16 protein-coding genes, 1 pseudogene and 1 riboswitch are annotated in these 20373 nt (G+C 63.0%); of the genes and pseudogenes, 6 read left to right on the top strand and 11 right to left on the bottom strand.

Going from position 1 to position 20373, the window contains the following annotated elements:
* Window positions 1-16 precede the first annotated feature (16 nt).
* Together AAGA68_06460 and AAGA68_06455 are read right to left on the bottom strand one after the other, a co-directional pair.
* On the bottom strand, window positions 17-1228 hold the full coding sequence (locus AAGA68_06460; GenBank protein MEM9384683.1) for an amino acid aminotransferase: 1212 nt from the start codon (window positions 1226-1228) through the stop codon (window positions 17-19).
* A 43-nt stretch (window positions 1229-1271) separates the two neighbouring features.
* Window positions 1272-3395 carry a 3-hydroxyacyl-CoA dehydrogenase NAD-binding domain-containing protein gene (locus tag AAGA68_06455; protein MEM9384682.1) on the bottom strand — a complete coding sequence of 708 codons (2124 nt, stop codon included), beginning with the start codon at window positions 3393-3395 and terminating at the stop codon, window positions 1272-1274.
* A 1719-nt stretch (window positions 3396-5114) separates the two neighbouring features.
* On the opposite strand from AAGA68_06455, the gene trpS reads away from it, so the two are divergent.
* On the top strand, window positions 5115-6131 hold the full coding sequence (gene trpS, locus AAGA68_06450; GenBank protein MEM9384681.1) for a tryptophan--tRNA ligase: 1017 nt from the start codon (window positions 5115-5117) through the stop codon (window positions 6129-6131).
* A 20-nt stretch (window positions 6132-6151) separates the two neighbouring features.
* Complete coding sequence (locus AAGA68_06445) at window positions 6152-6778, top strand: glutathione S-transferase family protein (protein MEM9384680.1); 627 nt, start codon at window positions 6152-6154, stop codon at window positions 6776-6778.
* A 7-nt stretch (window positions 6779-6785) separates the two neighbouring features.
* On the opposite strand, the gene AAGA68_06440 is transcribed toward AAGA68_06445, so the two are convergent.
* The gene (locus AAGA68_06440) at window positions 6786-7655 is read right to left on the bottom strand and encodes a hypothetical protein (protein MEM9384679.1); all 870 of its coding nucleotides are present in this window, start codon (window positions 7653-7655) and stop codon (window positions 6786-6788) included.
* Between the two features lie 159 nt (window positions 7656-7814).
* Between AAGA68_06440 and AAGA68_06435 the strand changes: the two are divergent.
* The 3 genes and pseudogenes from AAGA68_06435 to acs all read left to right on the top strand — a co-directional run bounded on the left by AAGA68_06435 (window position 7815) and on the right by acs (window position 11641).
* Window positions 7815-8509 (top strand): annotated as a pseudogene (locus tag AAGA68_06435) (cytochrome ubiquinol oxidase subunit I).
* 39 nt (window positions 8510-8548) lie between these two features.
* Entirely contained in the window at window positions 8549-9553 is a 1005-nt protein-coding gene (cydB, locus tag AAGA68_06430) for a cytochrome d ubiquinol oxidase subunit II (GenBank protein MEM9384678.1), read from the top strand.
* Between the two features lie 123 nt (window positions 9554-9676).
* Window positions 9677-11641 (top strand): acetate--CoA ligase, encoded by a 1965-nt coding sequence (acs, locus tag AAGA68_06425; protein ID MEM9384677.1) that lies wholly within the window; start codon window positions 9677-9679, stop codon window positions 11639-11641.
* Between the two features lie 97 nt (window positions 11642-11738).
* Here acs and AAGA68_06420 read toward each other — a convergent pair whose 3' ends face one another.
* Window positions 11739-12017: a hypothetical protein gene (locus AAGA68_06420; protein MEM9384676.1), complete on the bottom strand. Its 279-nt coding sequence runs from the start codon at window positions 12015-12017 to the stop codon at window positions 11739-11741.
* Window positions 12018-12169: 152 nt separating this feature from the next.
* Here AAGA68_06420 and AAGA68_06415 point away from each other — a divergent pair, with 152 nt between their 5' ends.
* Window positions 12170-12868: an NAD(P)H-dependent oxidoreductase gene (locus AAGA68_06415; protein ID MEM9384675.1), complete on the top strand. Its 699-nt coding sequence runs from the start codon at window positions 12170-12172 to the stop codon at window positions 12866-12868.
* 148 nt (window positions 12869-13016) lie between these two features.
* Here AAGA68_06415 and lon read toward each other — a convergent pair whose 3' ends face one another.
* The 7 genes from lon to AAGA68_06380 form a co-directional block, all read right to left on the bottom strand.
* On the bottom strand, window positions 13017-15455 hold the full coding sequence (lon, locus tag AAGA68_06410; protein MEM9384674.1) for an endopeptidase La: 2439 nt from the start codon (window positions 15453-15455) through the stop codon (window positions 13017-13019).
* A gap of 191 nt (window positions 15456-15646) precedes the next feature.
* A complete protein-coding gene (locus AAGA68_06405; GenBank protein ID MEM9384673.1) occupies window positions 15647-16099 on the bottom strand; it encodes a cysteine-rich CWC family protein in 453 nt (150 codons plus the stop codon).
* 435 nt (window positions 16100-16534) lie between these two features.
* Entirely contained in the window at window positions 16535-16714 is a 180-nt protein-coding gene (locus AAGA68_06400; GenBank protein ID MEM9384672.1) for a hypothetical protein, read from the bottom strand.
* A 22-nt stretch (window positions 16715-16736) separates the two neighbouring features.
* Window positions 16737-16954, bottom strand: a riboswitch (cobalamin riboswitch).
* Between the two features lie 300 nt (window positions 16955-17254).
* Window positions 17255-17986 carry an aspartyl/asparaginyl beta-hydroxylase domain-containing protein gene (locus tag AAGA68_06395; GenBank protein ID MEM9384671.1) on the bottom strand — a complete coding sequence of 244 codons (732 nt, stop codon included), beginning with the start codon at window positions 17984-17986 and terminating at the stop codon, window positions 17255-17257.
* A 95-nt stretch (window positions 17987-18081) separates the two neighbouring features.
* Complete coding sequence (locus tag AAGA68_06390) at window positions 18082-18969, bottom strand: DMT family transporter (GenBank protein ID MEM9384670.1); 888 nt, start codon at window positions 18967-18969, stop codon at window positions 18082-18084.
* Between the two features lie 186 nt (window positions 18970-19155).
* Window positions 19156-19581 carry a GtrA family protein gene (locus AAGA68_06385; GenBank protein ID MEM9384669.1) on the bottom strand — a complete coding sequence of 142 codons (426 nt, stop codon included), beginning with the start codon at window positions 19579-19581 and terminating at the stop codon, window positions 19156-19158.
* Between the two features lie 264 nt (window positions 19582-19845).
* The gene (locus AAGA68_06380; GenBank protein ID MEM9384668.1) at window positions 19846-20274 is read right to left on the bottom strand and encodes a hypothetical protein; all 429 of its coding nucleotides are present in this window, start codon (window positions 20272-20274) and stop codon (window positions 19846-19848) included.
* Between the last annotated feature and the right edge of the window lie 99 nt (window positions 20275-20373).

Here is a 20373-nt window from a genome sequence, read left to right as displayed (position 1 = left end):
CCACGAGTCTGCAGGCCTAAGCGGCGGCCGTCGCGCAGATCGATTCCGCCACCGCGGCGGCCAAATCATCGACCCGCTGACCAGGTAGTCCGGCCAGGTTCATGCGCCCAGAACCGACGATGTAAATGTGGTGCTGGGCGCACAGGCGGTCGATCACCTCGCGCGCCACGCCGAGCAGGGAGAACATGCCCTGCTGTTGGGTAAGGAACGTGAAGTCCTGATCGGGCACCTGCGCGTTGAGCGCCTGTGCCAAGGTGCTGCGCAACTCGGCAACCCGTTGGCACACGGCACTCAATTCTCCGCGCCACTGCCTCTGCAGGGACGGATCGCTCAGCACCTCAGCCACGATGCCTGCGCCATGGTGGGGCGGCATCGAGTACATGCTACGTGCCACCGCAGACATGTTGCTGGCGACGACGTCTGCGCTTGACCCCTTGCGCGCGAGCACGCTGAGTGAGCCGGTCCGTTCTCGATAGAGGCTGAAGTTCTTCGAGCAAGATGCCACCACCAGCATTTCCGGCACCCGCGCAGCCATCGCGCGTACACCGCCAACGTCACCCTCGACATCGCGGCCGAAGCCCTGGTAGGCCAGGTCGACAAAGGGCACGAGGTGGCGCTCCAGGATTAGGTCGGTGACCTGCGTCCACTGCGCTTCGCTGAGGTCGGCACCGGTGGGGTTGTGACAGCAGCCGTGCAGAAGAATGAGATCGCCGGCCTGCGCTTCGCCGACGTCCTCTAGCATGCCCTCCAGGTTCAGCGCATGGGTCGACTCGTCGTAGTAGCGATACTGCTTTAGCTGCACGCCTACGGAACTGAGCAGGGGCACATGATTCGCCCACGTCGGGGTGCTCACCCACACGGTCGGTGGCTTCGCAGCGCGGTTGAGGAGCTCCGCCGCGACGCGCAGACCGCCGGACCCCCCAGGGGTCTGTATCGTGCGCAGGCGCCCGTCACGGCGGGCAGGGTGGTCCTCGCCAAAGGTGAGTGACTGGTGTAAGTCGCAGAACTGCGGATCCCCCGCGATGCCGACGTAGGTCTTGGTGGTTTGCTTCGCCAGCACGCGGCGCTCGCCTTCCAGGACCGACGGGAACACGGGCGTGACGCCGTGCTCATCGGTGTAGACGCCGATGCCGAGATCGAGCTTTTGAGGGCTGCTGTCCGCTCTATAGCGCTCCATGAGCGCGAGGATAGGATCGGGCGGATTGGGTGTGAGGGCGTCGAACATCATGGCGCGGGCTCCGCGAGTAAGCAGTGATGGCAAGCACTGTAGTTTACCTTTCCGCGAAGCGCCCTGCGCCCTCAGCGGCCGCCCGCAAGAGCGCAGGTACGCGCCACTGGTGGGATTGGTCGGTCAGGGCCCCGTAGCGCTCCGCTGCCTCAACTACCCGGCCTAGACCGCAGTGCTCAGCGTGGTGCATCGGCCCGCCCCTATGGCGAGGAAACCCATAACCATTGCACCAGATGACGTCGATATCCGCGGCGGAGCCTGCTACGCCCGACTCCAACAGTCGGCTGCCCTCCACGGCGAGCGCGAACAAGCAGCGCTCGAGGATTTCCGTGTCGCCGTGCTCGCGTTGGACCACCCCCAAAAGATCTGCTTCGTGACGGATGAGGGCGTCCGTGGCAGGGTCGGGTATGGCTTTGCGACTCCCGGTCTCATAACGGTAGCACCCGGCGCCGCTCTTCTGTCCGAGGCGTTCCGCCTCGACCAGGGCGTCTGCCACCCGATAGAAGCGCGGATCATCGGGTCGCTCGGCCCAGGCTCTGCGAGCCCGATAGCCGACGTCGAGTCCCGCCAGATCGCCCACAGCGTTCGGGCCCATGGCGAAGCCGAAGTCCTCGAGTACCTGATCGATGCGCTGCGGAGAAGCACCTTCCAGGAGCATTAGCTGATTCTCGCGACCGTAGGCATAGAGCATGCGATTGCCGACGAAGCCGAAGCCGTTACCGACCACCACCCCGACCTTATTCAAGCGCCGCGTGAGGTCTCGGCCGAGGTGCTCGGCCTCCTTACGGTTCCAGTCGCCCACCACCACTTCCACCAGGGGCATGAGGTGGGCGGGGGAGAAGAAGTGCAGGCCGATGACGCGCTCAGGCCGTGTCGTTGCCCTCGCGATCGATTCGACATCGAGCGTGGAGGTGTTGCTGGCGAAGAGCGCCGCCTTTGGCAGGGCGGCGTCGAGCGTGCAGAACAGGCGCTGCTTCAACGCCAGATCCTCGAAGACGGCCTCAATGATCACCTGGGCTTGGCCCAATGGGTCGAGCTGATCGGTGACCTCGAGGCGAGCCGCGCGCGCATTTGCTTGCGCAGCGCTGAGGCGTCCACGTTCGACGTCGCGGCTCAGGAGCCTGTCGACTTGTTGCCGTGCACGCTGCGAGGCCTGGCGACTCTGATCGTGCAGCGTCACTGCGAGTCCTGCGTGCAGGCACGCGAGCGCGATCCCAAGCCCCATGGTGCCAGCGCCGACGACCGCGATGTGATCTACCGGGTCCGCTGCGCCCTGCGCCGACGAGGGCAGCTGGCGAGCCCGACGCTCCGAAAAGAACATGTGCAGCATGGCCAAGTGCTGGGGGTCCTCACTGCACGCTCCGTGCTCGGCCGACTCGACCGCCAAGCCATCCTCGAAGGTGGCCGCACTCGCCGCCCGTACGCAGCTGACCAGTCGCCCGGGCGTGCGGTAGCCACGGCTGCGGGCGAGCAGCTTGGCCGCTTCGCGATCGAAGCTGTCGTCGGCAGTGTTGAGCGCTACCGTTCGCGCGCTCACCCGTCGGCGGGACGTCTGCTGCTTTAGCAGCGCTTGCGCGGCTTCCAGGGCGGCACTTGCGGGAGATCGAGGGCGCTCGTACACGGCGTCGACGAGGCCGAGCTCAAGCGCCCTTGTAGCGGTAATGCGCTTGCCGCTGCCCATCAGCTCAAGCGCCGCCCGCGCGCCAATGAGTCGCGGTAGGCGCTGAGTGCCGCCGGCGCCAGGCACGAGCCCATAGTTGATTTCGGGAAAGCCCAGCAGCGTGTCTTGCGCCACCACGCGGTGATCGGCGCATAGCAGCAGCTCTAACCCCCCTCCCAAGGCGACCCCGTGAGCGGCCACCACGATGGGCAGCGCGAGCGATTCCATCCGCGAGAACAACTCGCGCAGGCTGGGCGCTGCGACGGGCCGCCCGAACTCGCGAATGTCCTGCCCCGAGAGGAAGTTCTCCCCTGCACAGACGATCAGCACGGCTCTCGCCGCTGGCGCTTGGGTCGCGCGCTCGAGCGCCCAACGCAGTCCTTCTCGCACGCCCTGCGAGATGCCATTGACCGGTGGGTTGTCGATCGCGACGAGCGCAAAGGCGGGGTCGTGCTCGAAGCTGAGCGTGACGACTGGGGAGCTGGTAGCGTTTGGGGCATTAGACATGGTGGATGCGTCGCTTCAGGTCAAATCGTGGTCGAGCACGATGAGTTGTGTGGTCGAGTTGGCTTGGCAAGCTAGGACGCAGTCTCGCTCCACCTCTCCCAGGGCTTAAGTCTATAGCTCACGTCCATCCCCGCGCTGCCTTGAGCCCCCGTACAGCCGTTCGCGGGGATGGGGCATTGGCCACGCTTCGCTTCCATGATTAGCGCAACGATTAGCGCAACTTCAACCTGCTCTTCGACATGTGCGGGGGGATATCCCCGATCGGTAAAGCTAAGAGGGCAATCGTTGCGCTGACGTCTATGGCGATGGTCGTTGAGTGCCGCTTTCACAAATGAGTGGAAATCCTCAATTTTATCAGAACTCTGTAAGCTATATCGCAGGTATATGCGAGGTTATTAACTCGCCCGCCGGGAGCTCACTGACGCGCAGTCACGAGTTAGCCCGCGCACAAAGCGCTACCGGCGCCCAACGACGAGCAGGGGGTGCGCGCTCGGTCCCCTTAGACCCGCGGCCTGCATCTGCCTAGCGGGCTTTCCCGTGCCTTTGGGCGATGAAGGTGTGTTGAGTCTGGCGGGTCGGTCGATCTGGAGGTTGGCCGCTAGCCCACGGGTGGAGTTGACAAATTTAACTCATCCTAACCTTGAAACTAACTACGATTTGTCCGCTAATGACCTGATATAAAAAGTAAAAGCCCATGCGATCCCATTCCTACCACCGCGCGCAGGGGCAGTACCGGCCCAGTGGAGCGCCACGGTATCTCGTGGACAGCAGCATGCTCCGATGGCGCTGACCTAAGCGTTGGTAGGACGCGCCTTAGCACTGGAGTGGGCTGCCCTTCCAGCTGACACACTGCGCGGAAGTGGGATGGCAAATCGGTCGCCAAGCGTCCAGCCGGCGGTAGTTGACGGACGAAGGTCAGCGGCACGTCAACGGCGCTTTGATCCGGCGATAGTCGCCTGAGGCAATTATCGAAAATGATTTAGAAAACCCGCTTACGAGATTGAAAAGATTAATATTAGAGGCGTATCTCGACGAGGTCCTAATGAGGCGCTTCAGCGACCGGTGCCCGCTGCCGTACCGGACAAAGCACAGATGGATCGGGGGGAACGACGTCCCAGTCGAGGAGGCCAATCGAGACCTTGGTGAACGCTGATGTCGGACGTGCGGACGCTGGCAGCCGAGCCGAGATCAGCTGCCGGCGTATCCATCTCGGTCCTAGGCGCATACCGGGCGAGAAGCACTAGATTCAGGCCTCATCCCAAGCTCGGCACGGATTGCATGGATCCGCGTTGATGCTGCTTGACTGCGCTCAACATCATGGATGTGCTCAGGTGATCGACGCTGCGCCGCCCCCACACCTGCTGGATGGCAACGATGGTCCTGGGCGAAGCGCATCAGGCTGGTGTGGACAAGGCGCTGGCTGAGTTGGAACGCGTCCATTGGGGCGAGCAAGACCGGCGCCAGACCACACCCCCGCCCGTGGGTAGAGACGTCGTCGAATGCGGCGATGGAGTAGCGAGCCTGATCGCCGGGGCACTGGGCGTAGAATCGCGAGGTGAGGCGTGTGCGATCGGGTGTCTGAGGGGGCGGTGTTCCTTCATCAGAACACACTAGATCGACACCCGGCCCCGTACCAGATCTCGGCCACGGTTGCCGGTGGGGAGGTTCCCGGTATAGTGCCCCGGATCCTCCCAACGGCCAGCGATTCCGAAAGTTCAGATGAAGCGCGTGTTCTCGGGCATGCAGCCCACCAATCAGCTCCACCTTGGTAACTACCTCGGCGCCCTGCGCAACTGGGTTGGCCTGCAGGACGAGATGGACGAGTGCATCTATTGCGTGGTCGATCTCCATGCGATTACCCAGCCCTACGATCCCGCACGTCTTGCCGAGGCGACGCGAGAGGTCGCCGCAACGTACATTGCCGCTGGTGTCGATCCGGACCGGTCCATCGTGTTCGCCCAATCCACAGTCCCCTCCCACGCCCAGCTCATGTGGCTGTTCGCTAGCCTGGCGCAAATGGGGGAGCTGAATCGGATGACGCAGTTCAAAGAGAAGTCTGGCAAGCACCGCGAGCGCGCAGCGCTCGGCCTCTTCGCATACCCCGTGCTGATGGCTGCGGACATCTTGGTCTATAAGGCCACGCACGTGCCCGTGGGGGAAGATCAAAAGCAGCACTTAGAGTTGACGCGGGAGATCGCACGCACCTTCAATTTTCGCTACGAATGCGAATGCCTGCCGGAACCGGAGCCGCTGATTCTAGGCGCGGCGACCCGCGTGATGAGCTTGCGCAACGGTCAGGAGAAGATGAGCAAGTCAGCGCAATCCGATATGACACGCATCAACTTGACGGATGATTCCGACGCGATCGCACAGAAGATCCGCAAGGCCAAGACCGATCCGGAGCCGTTGCCCGAGTCACTCGAGGAACTCGACGGGCGTCCAGAGGCGCGCAACCTCATCAATATCTTCGCGGCGATCACCCAGCGAAGCCCCGACCGGGTGCTTGAGGAGTTCGCTGGCAAGAACTTCTCCGCCTTCAAGCCGGTGATGGCTGAGGCGACTGTCGCCCATCTGGGGCCCATCGCGGCCCGCCTGCGCGAGCTTCTGGCCGACCCCACCGAATTGGACGCACTGCTCGAACGCGGCGCCGAGCGCGCTGAGGCAATCGCCTCACAGGTGGTGATTGAGGTCAGCGAGCGCATGGGGTTCTGGCAACGCCGCCCCAACACCCCCTAACGCTCGGAGCGAGGGCCCCTATGTCTCAGCCGACGATCACGCTGTACGCCATCCCCTCCAGCCGCGGGATGCGCGTTACTGCCACGCTCGAGGAGCTGGGGCTCGACTACGAGTTCCAGGCCATGATGCCGGGCACGGACCTGGCGAAGGCGCTGCACTGCATGGGCAAGACGCCAGTGCTGAAGTACGGCGACCTCACTCTGATAGAGTCTGCCGCGATCTGCCAGTTCTTGGCGTCCCGCCACGGGCTAGGCTCGCTGCTGCCGGCGCAAGGCAGCGCCGAGCGCGCAAAGCACGATCAGTTGCTGTGGTTTGTGGTGACCGAACTCGAACAGCCCTTGTGGACCCTTGGCAAACACAGCTTCGTCATGCCGAAGGAAGCACGCGTCGAGGCGATCAAGCCCGTTGCCAGGGAGGAGTTCTCGCGCGCTATGGCTGGCTTTGAAGTGCTTTTCGGGGAGGGGCCTTTCGCCCTCGGCGAGCAGTTCACGCTGGTCGATATCGTGACCGCCCATACGCTCAATTGGGCGGTGTCGGCGAAGTGTGAGGTGAGTTCGCCAAAGGTGAGCGACTACCGAGCGCGTGTGCTGGAGCGAGCGTGCTTCGTAGCCGCACGCGCGCGGGAAGAGGCCGCGCGGGAAGGCTGAGCAGCCTTCAGTAGGAGCCGCGAGCAGCCATTCCCGCGCGTCGCCTTATCCAGCCGGTCAGCGGTTCGTACCACCCCTTGCGCAAGGCGCCATCGAGAAGCAAACGCCAATCGACTGTCGCCGCGCCTGCATTTGCCTGTCGCGCGCTAAAGGCCGCGACATCATCTTGCAGATCGCCCGCGTACCGCGCGCGCTGAGCTGGGAGTACTGAGCTCTTTACCTGTTCGTAAAGGGCCAGGTCTGCTTGGTTTCGGGCCACCACTTCGTCACCGAACGCCTGCATCAGCCGGTCCGCCTCGTCGCGATCGCCCTCACCCGTGTTGCGCGCCTGGTAGCGGGGATCGAACGGGAGGGCGCTGATGGCTGCGAACTGGACGAGGAACTCGTCCAGGGACTCCACGGTGCCGATCAGGGCGAATTCGCCGCGCAGCGCGTCGAGTGCCGCATTGCTATCTCGATTGCCGCATAGTTTGCGCGTCTGCAGATCGAAGGACGGTTCGTGATCCAGAAAGCGCTCGAAGCTCCAGTCCTTCGCCATCACGCGATTCCAGTACCGAAACTGCGACAGGTACCGCGCCACCGGATCGCGCAGCAGGGTGATGTAGCGCACAGGCCGGGATGCCTGCGAGGCCAGGTCAGAGAACGGCGCAACGGCGTGTCCGCCAATGGCACGGATGAAGGGATTGACGCGCAGCGCCACCCGCAGATCCTCCGCCATGAAGATCCCGCTCGGTGTGCGTTCAGCGTAAGGGCGAACGTCTAAGTAGCGTCCGAGGTAGTTGCGTCGAAGCAGGTACAGCAGGGTGGTGCCAGCGGCCTTCTCGATGTGCACGAAAGCGACCAGCGCATCCTTCGGCACGGCGCGGTCCTGGATCATGTGAGCTGTGCCTGGAGCATCGCGTCGAACGAGAAGGCCCTCGACGTCGCCAGGCCCCGCTCAGACAGCCGTTGGGTCCACCCGCTGTGCTCACGACAGACAGAGCCAACCGTTACACTACGCAGGCAGTGCGCCCGACTTCTCGGGCCTCGGCGGAGAATCCCTGTGCTCGACGCGCTCGATCTCGCTCGCATTCAGTTCGCCTTCACGGTGACCTTTCACATCGTGTTCCCCGCCTTCTCCATCGGCCTCGCCAGCTATCTCGCGGTGCTGGAGGGTCTGTGGCTCTGGCGGCGCCAAGAAGTCTATCTGAACACCTACACGTTCTGGCTGAAGATCTTCGCCGTCGCCTTCGGCATGGGGGTCGTGTCCGGCATGGTCATGAGCTAGCAGTTCGGTACCAACTGGAGCGTTTTCTCCGACAAAACCGCACCAGTCATCGGCCCCTTGATGGGCTACGAGGTACTCTCCGCCTTCTTCCTGGAAGCGGGTCTTCTTGGCGTCATGCTGTTCGGCATGAAGCGTGTCCCGAGGCCAGCTGGCTGCAACGGGCGTCAGTGCTGATGGGGCCTGCCGGATTCGTTGCGGTGGTCAGCGGTTGGGTGGTCACGGAAGCGGGCAGGCAGCCCTGGGTGGTGTACGGCGCCCTGCGTACTGCCGATGCTGTGTCTCCCATTGCGACTCCCGCCGTTACTTTCTCGCTCGCGGCTTTCGTCATCACGTATCTCTTCGTGTTCGGCGCAGGCGTGCTTTACCTTTTGCGCTTGATGGGTCACACACCCAAAGAGGGCGAGAGTGATCCGAAGACCAGCATTCCCACACGTGCGGCGGGAATCACCCCGCCTCGGCAATGACTTCCGCGCTCAACGCGCCACGGGGCGACTGATCCGGTGGTGGGACTCGATCTGCCCTTGGTCTGGGCTGGAATGATCGCGTTTGCGGTGCTGGCCTACGTGTTGCTCGACGGATTCGATCTCGGCGTTGGCCTGCTGTTTCCACTACTTCGGAGCAAGCGACAGCGAGACGCTGCCATGAACTCCGTCGCCCCGGTGTGGGACGGCAACGAGACTTGGCTGATCCTCGGTGGCGGTGGCCTCTACGCCGCATTTCCCCTCGCCTACGCTGTGCTCCTGACCGCGCTCTACGCCCCGATGACCGCCATGTTGATCGGTCTGGTCCTACGCGGTGTCGCCTTCGAGTACCGCTGGCGCACGGAGCGTGGTCGATGGCTCTGGGATTTCGCCTTCACCTTCGGTTCGCTGACGGCTGCGTTTTCCCAGGGGGTCACGCTCGGCGCACTCGTCGACGGCATCGCCGTGGACGGGCGTGCCTACGCCGGCGGATGGTGGGATTGGCTCTCACCCCTTAGCGTGGTCACGGGCATCGCCTTGGTCGCTGGCTATGCGGCCCTCGGCGCGACCTGGTTAGTGATGAAAGGCACGGAGGATCTCGAACAGCGTGCGCGACAACTCGCCACCTGGTTATGTCCGGCGCTCCTGCTGTTCATTGGCCTGATCAGCGCATGGATGCTGCTGATGCGTCCGGAGTTTAATGAACGCTGGTTTGCCCGCGCCTCCATCCACTACGTCGCTCCCGTGCCCGTACTTACCGTTATGGTGGGTCTCGGATTGCTGCAAGGGCTGCGCAGCGGCCAACACATCGGACCGTTCCTGGGCACCACGCTGTTGTTCGTGCTGAGCTTCATCGGCCTCGTGATCAGCTTTTACCCGAACCTACTCCCGCCGAGTCTGAGCTTCCGCGCCGCTGCCGCCCCAGACAAGAGCCTCAGCTTCTTGCTGGTGGGTGCCACTGCGCTCATTCCGCTGATCTTGCTCTACACGAGCTACAGCTACTGGGTGTTCCGCGGCAAGGTGGCAGCCGACGAGGGCTGCCACTAGCTACGGGGTGCGCACACCACCATCACCTCGCCTGCGCGTATAGGTGCGCGCTGTAGCGTGGCGGCCCCGTATCCATTAAGGTTTGGCGCGTGTTGTGATATCTCGGTTCGAGAGGGAGTTGGCATGGGGGCGGGTCAATCAGTGTCGGAAACCGATGAGGTATTCCCGGTACCTAAGCACATTCTCGAGCACACGCGGTGCACCGAGGATCGCTATCGCGCGCTCTACGAGCAGTCCGTTGCCGATTCTGAGGGTTTCTGGGGAGAACAGGGCAAGCGCCTAGACTGGCTGGGCCCTTACTCCCGCGTGCGCGACGTGTCCTTCCAGCAAGAGGATCTTCACGTCGGTTGGTTCACGGACGGCGTACTTAATGTTTGTGCTAACTGCGTGGATCGCCACCTTCCCGCTCGCGCGGACGATGTTGCCATCATCTGGGAGTCGGATGATCCGGCCGTTGATACCCGCATCACATACCGCGAGCTGCACGTGGAGGTCTGCCGCTTCGCCAACGCCTTGAAGGCCTGCGGAGTAAAGCGCGGCGATCGGGTCGTTCTCTACTTGCCGATGATTCCCGAGGCCGCCTACGCGATGCTGGCGTGCGCCCGTATCGGGGCTGTCCACTCTGTGGTGTTCGGCGGATTCTCAGCCGAGGCGCTGGCCAGCCGTATCCAGGACTGCGGCGCCCATGTGGTGGTCACAGCGGATGAGGGTGTGCGCGGCGGCAAGCATGTGCCGATGAAGGCCACGGTGGATGCGGCGATCGACCAGGTTGGCTCGCACGAGGTTCGCCACGTGCTCAGCGTGCGACGGACCGGGGCGGCGGTGCCCTGGGACAGCGCGCGTGATCGCTGGTGGCATAAGCTGCGTGAGGAGGTTAGCGATAGCTGTCAGGCGGAAGCGATGAGTGCGGAGGATCCGCTGTTCATCCTCTACACATCCGGGTCCACCGGTAAGCCGAAAGGCGTCCTGCACACGAGTGGCGGCTACCTCGTTTACGCCTCCATGACCCACGAGTATGTCTTCGACTACCGACCCGGGCAGATCTACTGGTGCTCCGCAGACGTCGGCTGGATCACCGGTCATAGCTACATCGTGTATGGCCCTCTGGCCAACGGTGCGACCACGCTCATGTACGAAGGCGTGCCGAACTACCCCAGTAATAAGCGCCTGTGGGAAGTAATAGACAAGCATGCGGTGGAGATCTTCTACACAGCTCCCACGGTGATTCGCTCACTCATGCGCGACGGTGAAGGGCCCGTGAAGGCCGCGAGCCGCTCCAGTTTGCGCATCCTCGGCACGGTGGGAGAACCGATCAATCCAGAGGCTTGGCGCTGGTACCACGATGTGGTCGGTGATGGCACTCGACCCATTGTGGATACGTGGTGGCAAACGGAAACCGGCGGCGTTGCGATTACGCCGCTTCCGGGTGCGACGGCCCTTAAGCCGGGTTCGGCGACCCGTCCCTTCTTCGGGATTCAACCTGCACTGGTGGATAGCGAAGGTAAGCGTGTGGAGGGGGAAGGCGAGGGCAACTTGGTGCTGGTCGACTCTTGGCCTGGACAGATGCGCACGGTGTACGGTGATCATCAACGTTTCATCGACACCTACTTTAAGACTTTTCCCGGCACCTACTTCACCGGAGATGGCGCTCGGCGCGATGCAGATGGTTACTACTGGATCACCGGACGCGTGGACGACGTCCTTAACGTCTCCGGCCACCGCATGGGGACAGCTGAGATCGAGAGCGCGCTGGTCCTGCAGGATAGCGTCGCCGAGGCCGCCGTCGTGGGCTACCCACACGAGATCAAAGGCCAGGGCATCTATGCGTATGTCACCTTAAATGCCGGACTCCAGGGTGATGAGGCCCTACGCAGCAAACTGGTGAAGGCCGTACGCGCGGAGATAGGTCCAATCGCGACGATCGACAAGCTGCAGTTTGCGGCCGGTCTGCCGAAGACTAGGTCAGGCAAGATCATGCGCCGGATCCTGCGCAAGATTGCGGAGGACGAGGTAAGCCAGCTGGGCGACACCTCCACCCTGGCGGAACCCGCTGTGGTCGAGAAGTTGGTGGAGCAGAGGATTCGCTAGCGAGAGAAGGTGGGTTAGCGAGCCAGCAAGGCGCGAACGCCGCTACGCTGCCTGGCGGACCCTGCGTCGAGCGTAGCCGCGCAGGGTCCTGGAGGCCTCAGGAGGCGTCGGAGAGTTTGATCCAGAGGTCCACGATCTCCGTGACGTCCCCAGAAACCGCGTACTGATCGCCGTCCCAATGGACCCAACCCTCGGCTCGCAGGGAGGACCATAGTACGTGAAGCGTGCGCAGGGGAATACCGAGCAGCTCTGACAGGTGGCCGCTGTTGCCGGGCTCTCCGAGGGCCAGCGCAGTGATCACAGCACGCTTCTGCGGGGAAGGCCACTTGTAGGTTTTCACGTTATCGACTGCTGAAATCAGCTTACTCTTTTTCATAATTGCGTTAACTCACCGGTCATTGGTAAAGAAGTTCAACTTCAGGTCCCGATCTACCGTTCATGGCTACCGGGTAGGCGGTCGTGTCGCCCCCGGCATGGAACAGCCCTTCTAGATCGGACATGGAAGTTTAACATGAAACCATTCGGTTCATGGAACCGTTGAAGTGGCTAATTTTTGATCGCCGTATCCATTCACTAGTTTCGTATTCAACCAATAATTTTCCCAAGGACATGCCAACCATGCAGTTGCTCGTGATCAGCGGTAGTCACCAAAGAAACTCCCAATCCTCGAAGGTTGCTCGCCATTTGGCCCAAAGATCAGTTGAGCTCCAGCTGTTCGCGAGTAGTGAGGTTCTCGATTTGAGCGCGAGTACCATCCCATTCTGGGACGAGGGTGCCTTCGATCCGAAACATGAACAATGGAAAACTCAGCTATCCGAGCTGAACGATCAGCTTCGCGCGGCCGCAGCTTACATTCTCGTAAGCCCTGAATGGCACGGAACCGTGCCTTCGCGCTTAAAGAATCTAATGCTTTTCTTTTCCTCCGCCACCGTGGGGCACAAGCCCGCTCTCATCGCCGCGGTCTCAGGCTCGCGCGGCGGTGCCTATCCGGTGGTTGAGCTGCGCGCCACGGCTTACAAGAACAGTCGCCTTTGCTTCATTCCAGAGCATCTGATCGTGAGAAACGTCGGTGAGGTCATGAACGACGGAGAGCCCCAGGGCGAGGAGGACGGCTACATTCGCGATCGCGGCGACTTCGCGCTGCGCGGACTCGCCGAGTACGCACGCGCGATGGCTACGATGGACCGTAGCATCCTAATCAGTAAAGAGTACGCCAACGGCATGTAGCTCCTGGGCGACAAGCCCACTAGCTTTCGCAAACCGATAGGCGGTGATATCTGGTAGGCGAGAGGGGTAGCCAGCAAGTCGTGGGGGCGATCGCGAGTTGATCGCCCCCCGTGGGCTGACGTACCTGGTGTGGCACGCAAGGTGTGCCCTAGACCAAGAGGCTGCTCCCGCGTTGCGCGGTGCTCTCGTCTTCGGACCCGCTGTCCTGTGTGCCGCCATCGGGATCGCCCAAGGCGATGGCCAAGGCCTGGTCCACATCGCGGATCCAGATGATCTCCAGCTGCTCCCGGGCGGACTCGGGGATTTCTTGCAGGTCCTTCGCGTTGCGTTCCGGCAGCATGACTGTGCGTAGGCCTGCTCGGGCCGCGGCCAAGACCTTCTCCTTGATTCCACCCACCGGCAGTACTAGGCCGCGAAGGCTAATCTCGCCCGTCATCGCGATGTCGCTGCGAACCTGGCGGTTGCTGAGCAAGGAAGCCAAGGCGACGTAGATCGCGACTCCAGCGCTGGGCCCGTCTTTGGGGATCGCCCCCGCGGGCACATGAATGTGCAGATCCGTCCCTTCCAATGCCGTGGGGGATGAGCCCAGTTGCGTGAGTCGGGACTTCGCGAGGCTCACCGCCGCCTGGGCGCTTTCGCGCATCACATCGCCGAGCTGCCCGGTCAGGATCAGCTTGCCGTGACCGGGCACCTGCGTGGCCTCCATGAACAGGAGGTCACCGCCGACCGGCGTCCAGGCTAACCCCGTCGCTACACCGGGCACGCTCGTGCGAAGGCGCAGCTCGCTCTCAAACTTTGGTTGTCCGAGGATGCGGGCGATGTCCTGCACGTCGATCGCGATAGGTCCCTCATGACCCTCGCTCACGCGGACGGCCGCATCGCGCAGCACCGCCCCCAGCTCGCGTTCGAGGTTTCGCACGCCCGCCTCGCGGGTGTAGCCGTCGATTATCGTCCCGATTGCGGGATCCGTTATCGACACCTCGTAGCCATCAAGACCGTTGGCCTCGCGTTGGCGCTGCACCAGATATCGCCGAGCGATCTCCAGCTTCTCATCCTGGGTGTAGCCTGGGAGCTCGATGACCTCCATGCGATCGCGCAGGGGGCCGGGAATTGCATCGAGCACGTTGGCGGTGGCGACGAAGAGCACTTGTCCAAGGTCGAAGGGAAGATCCAGGTAGTGATCGCGAAAGCTACCGTTCTGTTGGGGGTCTAGCACTTCGAGCAAGGCGGAGGAGGGATCGCCATGGAACCCGACCCCGAGCTTGTCCATCTCGTCGAGCATAAAGACCGGATTACGTGTGCCGGCGCGGCGGATGCTCTGAATGATTGAGCCGGGGAGGGCGCCCACATAAGTGCGCCGATGACCTCGTATCTCCGCCTCGTCGTGCACCCCGCCCAAGCTCGCCCGAACGAACTCTAGCCCCAGGGCGCGCGCGATGCTGCGTCCGAGAGATGTCTTGCCGACCCCAGGCGGGCCGACGAAACACAGAATGGGGCTGCGGCCCGACGGGTTGAGCTTGCGAACCGCGAGGTATTCGAGGATGCGTTTCTTCACCTTCTCCAGGCCGTAATGATCCTCGTCGAGGATCTCGCGCGCCCGGGCGATGTCGATTTGCTCCTCATCGAGGCGACTCCAAGGCAGGGCCACCAACCATTCTAAGTAGGTACGCACGAGAGAGTACTCGGCAGAGGCCTCCGGAATGCTGCGCATGCGGCGCAGTTCGCGTAAGGCCTGCTGCTCAGCCTCCTCCGGCATGCGAGCTTCGCGGATCTGTGCCTCGAGATCTTCGCTGTCCACCGAGCCATCTTCGCCAAGCTCGCGTTGGATGGTCTTTAGCTGCTCGCGAAGCATGTACTCACGCTGACGCTCGTTCACCTTCTCCTGGGTCTGCTCTTCGATCTCACGGGAGAGCTTTAGGACCTCCAAGCGCCGCGACACCATCTCGACCAGCCGTTCGAGGCGCGAACGCACATCGGTGGTCTCCAGCAACTCCTGCTTCTGGGCACCTTTCACGTCGATCAGGCCTGCGACTAGGTCAGCGAGCGCGCTCGGCGACTCGATGTTCGCCAGCGCCTGGGGAATCTCCGAGGAGACCTGGGGTAACAGTTCGACGGCGTCCGCCGCTTTTTGCCGCAGTGCCGCAGAGAACGCTTCGATCTCCGGCCCGCGGGCCACGGTCTCGCTCAGCGCTTCGAATCGTGCCGCTAGGAACGGCAGTCCGGGTACGTAGTCCAGCACCCGGAAGCGTCGCTCAGCCTGCACGATCAGATGGTGCATGCCATTCGGTGCAGTGATGTAGCGAACGACGCTGACTATGGTGCCAACCTCGTAGAGGTCATGGGCGCCTGGCACGTCGACTTGCGGGTCGCGTTGCAGCACCAGCCCCAGCTTGCGCTGGTGCTGTACGGCCTCGCGAGCTGCGGCCACGGAGATGTCCCGACCAAGGGAAACCTGGCTGACGGCTCCGGGGAACACCACTTGATCCCGTAGGGGCAATACCAGCAGCACATCATCCGGCACGCGGACCGCCTGGGTCACCGACGTGCCATCGCCATCGTCGCCTTGGTGTTCATAGATATCGCTCATGCGGTCTTGCGTCCCTGGCACGCGTGGGGCGTGCGGCTGCTAAACATGAGCGGGACATGGCTCCGCAGGGGGTCCCTTTCAAGATCCCTACACTGCGCATAATGTATATTATGTTAAATACTGTCTACGCTCGAAGGGAACCCCGAGCCTATGGGGCGTGTGGACAGAATCCATTAGGGGTCCAGTCCCAGTCATCCGTACTGCTGCTGCTCCACTCGCAGACGTAGCAGCACCGCGGCCTTGTCCACAGGTCCGAAGGAACTCCAGGCGGAGATTTCGTCCACCGTACGGCCGCAGCCTACGCAGAAGGCTCGAGTGTCGTCGAGCCGGCACGTGCCAACGCACGGTGAGGGGACCTTACCGGCGGCGCAGCCGGCGCACAGGCAATGCCCGTCCAAACCACGAGCACCTACCCAATCGAGCAGCTCACGACTGACCTTCGCTGCGAAACACCAGCACGTGGCAGCGGCCTCGGGGCCGGCCTCGGCGACGCCGCACCCGTTGGGTCGGGTACAGACCGGACAAGATCGGCTGTCGCCAGCAGCAGCAACCTGCGGACTAGGTCGATGTACTGGAGGTTCATCGCTCACGTTTATCTTGCCGTCGGCCAGCCAACCGGTGTAGCGGAGCGTACCGAAGTCCATGTACTGCAGCCGCGTTGCGCATTCATGGTTGAACCACGCGATTGGCTCGACGACATGTTCCGCTCGCACAGCAGTGCCGGCTGATCGCTCCGAGCAGTGCGAGCACTTGCCGCTGCCGCAGGTTTTGCCCGGTGACCAACGGGCGTGGCGGGGGGCAGGCAACCGTAGCCCTCTCCTCCCCTTCCTCGTGGCGCCGCGCTTCATGCCGCGAGAGCTCCACAAGGTGCACCCGCATTGCCCAGGCCGCACGGCCGTGGCATCGCGCAGAAGGCAGCGCCCTCAACCATGCCATCACTGCTGCCTCGCCGCTTGCGTGCCTAGATCGATGGCCCAGAAAGAATGCTTCGAGTTGCTCGCGGCTGGCAGTGACCTTGGTGTTCAAGCGCTTGCGGGGGAATGGAATCACCTTTCCCGCGCCGCTTATGCACGCATCCATCACAAACCTATACCGTCGGCATGCGCGCCCGACCAAGCAGCAGCCTCATCGCTATGGTCGGCGCAGCAGCTGGCGCCGCCGTGTGAAGTATCGAGCAATGCGGCGGCGGCGAGCGAGGTCGCCAACAACGACGTGAAGCCGTCGCCGGATTTCACGACGGATTTGATAATGACCTCCAACGGCACACCCCGGCCGACCAGAACAGCTGAGCAACGCGACGGTAGGTCTCCTGGCTTGCGGGCATGGCGGCGCTGGTCTTCCCGATGTCCCGGTACTAGGGGGGCATCAGTGACTCGGGTCAGCGCGCTTCACCGCTCACAGTTGCGGGGGCAGCTCCGGTATTCCAGCCACGCATAGTAATGACCGGGCACCGGATTCCCTGTTATGCCCCTTCGGGCACCGTCGACGTAGATAGTCCGATGCGGGCTCGGCGAAATCAAGTCCAGGGGCGTATCCGGTCATCATGAGCACATCCGTTGCCACGGTCTTGCGCCCGCGCTGCAACGGGATACCCTGCCCTGCTGTTGGTTTTTTTGCGCACTGAGCCAACGATAGATTCTGTTAGCTGCGCAGCGCGCAATCCTCGTCGGCGTCTGATCGCGACTGGAGCCGAACTTCCCCACGAGATGCGCCCACGCGCTGATCCGTCGCTGGCACCGCGCCTCCTGGCGCTGGAAGCTGGAGAGGCCAAGATCGGACGCGCGGCACGGCGTGGTGACTTACCCAGCGTTGCCGCGCGGCGGATGCGCGCGGTTCCACTCCCGGAGGTTTGCCAGCGGTTTCTTCACGTAGGTCGATGACTTCAGTAGAGCCAGCAACGCACCGTTCACCCACTGCCCAACGCGGTCCATAGGTCGAAGCACGTCGATGAACAACACCACGCGTACCTCGTCGGTGTTGTTGTACACCTCATGCTCATAGGTGTCGTCGAAGAGGACGACCTCGCCCTCGCGCCAGTGATAGCGTTGCGTGTCTACGCGGATCCAGCAGTCGCCCGCACTCTCTGGCACGCGCAGGGCCAGATGCACCCGCACCAAGGCTCGCGTCGGGCCACGGTGGGGAAGGATGTGGTACTGGGGCGCGAGGATCGAGAACCACGCATTCTGCAGCCCTGGAATCCCCTGCAGGGCCACCGCCGTCTGCGGGCAGAGCGCACAGTTGTCCTCGAGCCGCTGCCCCATCACGCAAAAGGCAAAGGTCTTCCAGTTGTTGCCCTTGGAGATCCGCTTTTGGTCTGGCGAGAGCTGGTGGAACGCGGGGATGTCCTCCGGATGCTCCAGCAGGCGATCTAGCTCCCCGCGAATCACCGCTGACTGCGCCTCAAGCGCTGGGACCCAGGGGAACACGGCGTTGTCGATAAAGGGTGTGGTGGGCAGCTTGGAGTGCTTCGCCTGAAACTTGCCGAACCAGCGCAGCAGGTGCTTGCCCCCCTTGATGATGTATTTGCGCAACCCGCGCTCCTCAGCTGATTTGCCGCGCAGCTTACACGGAAGCGCGCGGTGGGCCTACGGGAGCGGGCGCGCACTAGGCAAGGCCTAGGCGCGGATCAGTGCAGTAGGCGTTGAAGGAGCCAGCGCATCGGACGACCGTCGATGGCGGCCAAGCCACCGCCGATCAACAACATGCCAAGTGCTTCTTGCAAGCGCAGTTGCTCGCCGAGGATCGCCACCCCAAGCAGGATAGCGGTCACCGGGATGAGGAAGGTGACCAGGATGAGGTTGGTGGGTCCCGCGGACTGCAGAATGTGAAAGTACAGAATGTAGGCGAGTGCTGTCGATCCTAGGGCAAGGGCGAGCACTGCCCCTAAGGCACTCAGCGGCACCGGCCCTGGCAGGGCCCAAGGCTGATCCACGGCCATCGCCAGCGGCACCATGACCAGGCTCGAGGCGATGACTTGGCCGGTTGCGCTGGGAAGTGGCCCGACTCCCATGGCCCTGAAACGCCGTCCGTAGATCCCTGCGCAAGCGTAGGAAAGCGCAGCACCGAGCACCGCCAGCTGGGCGAGATTGGCGACTCCGAGGGACCGCAGTGCCGATACGCCGACCATCACGGCCACGCCTATCAGACCCAGTAGTACGCCGACTATCCGCGATGCGGTGAGCTTCTCATCGCTTGTCACGGCATGGGCGATCACGACCGTGAACAACGGCGCGGTGCCGTTCAGGATCGATGCCAGGCCACTGGTAATGTGGGTTTGCCCCCAGACGATCAGCGTAAAGGGGATCACGTTGTTCAACGCGCCCATGCAGAGCAATGCCCACCAGAGCTGCGGTCGGCTGGGTAACGGCAGTCCGGCGAGGCGCAGTACCGCAAGCAGGGCGACCGAGGCGAGCATGAGTCGCGCGGCGACGATAGTCATGGGCGGCAACGACGCGAGGGCAATCTCGATGAAAAAGTATGACCCGCCCCACAGCACCGAGAGGGCGATCAGCATTAACCACTCGTTGACAGCCATTGGTCGGCTGGCAGTTGCCGTGCCCACTGACGCCCTCTCCCTCCACGCATGCTCTCACCGGAGCTTGCCGAGCATAGCGCCCGACTCGGTCCAGCGCACTGCGATGCTTGCACCCACCCCCGGTCCGCTGGTACGGACAGGGTTGCGGGATTCTGGGAGGTGAGCCTAGGTGCACAGATCAGGATTGCGACGAAAGACGATCAGGCGTGAGGTCGTGTAGTTCCAGGCGAAGATGAAGACGAACGACGCCAGCTTCGCGGTGAGGTCCGGAACACTCTGCGATAACCACCACACCACGGCGTTAGATACGGTGAGACCACCGAAGGCGAGCGCTAGGAACACGAGATACTGGCGGGCCATCGGCTGGTGGTGTCGACGATCGGCGAAGGTCCAGCGCCGGTTGAGGAAGAACCCGCACGTCACTGCACAGCTGAACCCGGCGGAGTTGGCCACCAGCAACGGCGCCTCGAAGACCAAGCGCAATAGAGAGAACACCGCCAAATCCACGCCGGTGTTGAAGATACCGATAGCGGTGAAGCGTCGTAGGCGCGAGAGCTCACTCGGGATATTGTGTGCTGTGTCGCCGTCCAATCTGTACGTCCTATCCCCTACTCGGCGGCCCTCTGCTGATCGCCCGCGACGGAAAATCGTTGTTATGTCCGTTGCTTACAGCCGCCTTCGGGGGCGGATGCTACCACTGTCGGATGGTTCGTGCGCGAGGAATAACGAGTGAACGCCGCCTGGGGCGGCCGGGCGAGAGGTGTTCGCCAGCGGTTCGGGCACCTCTGGACGCGTGGTGCCCCCGTCGACGCTACGATAAAGGCGTGCAAACTGCGGGGAGCAGCAGCCTGCTCGCTAGCGCAAGAGAATCTCTACCCGGGTTCTTTCAGCGCGGCGACGTTGGGCTAGCTTGTAGGCCACGAACTGCAGGAGCGGCGCACAGCGGCGCTGGGGGATGCGCGTGCCGGTGACCGTGAATTTTCGGCATACGAGGGGGTTGCGCTCCTCATCCTCACTTTCGTCGCTGGTTCTACGCCGGTACCGCAGATCGTACTCGCGCAGTTCCGGCACGAGCTCGACGAGGTCATCCCACGTGTACCTGGATCCCTCGGCCTCGCTATCCTGAGCGGCGGCGGTTTCCCCGCTGCCGGAGGGGCTCTCCGCGCGCCCTCGGTCAAAGCACTCCGCACCGCGCTCGAGCGAGCAGGCTTCCGCCGCCACTGCAGCGGTGGTGCTGAGCGAGCAGCAAAACAAGAATCCCACTGCGTACTGTCGAATCTTCACGATGCTTCCCCCGATGTCGAGCTGGCGAAACGCAACGGCTTCCCCGCAACAGTATGCCGCAGGTAAGTGGCCGTATGCACTGCGCAAGCCGACGGATGC

The organism is Pseudomonadota bacterium (assembly GCA_039193195.1).
In the GTDB taxonomy this organism is placed as follows: domain Bacteria; phylum Pseudomonadota; class Gammaproteobacteria; order Steroidobacterales; family JBCBZW01; genus JBCBZW01.
This window is presented reverse-complemented; position numbering and strand designations above follow the sequence as displayed.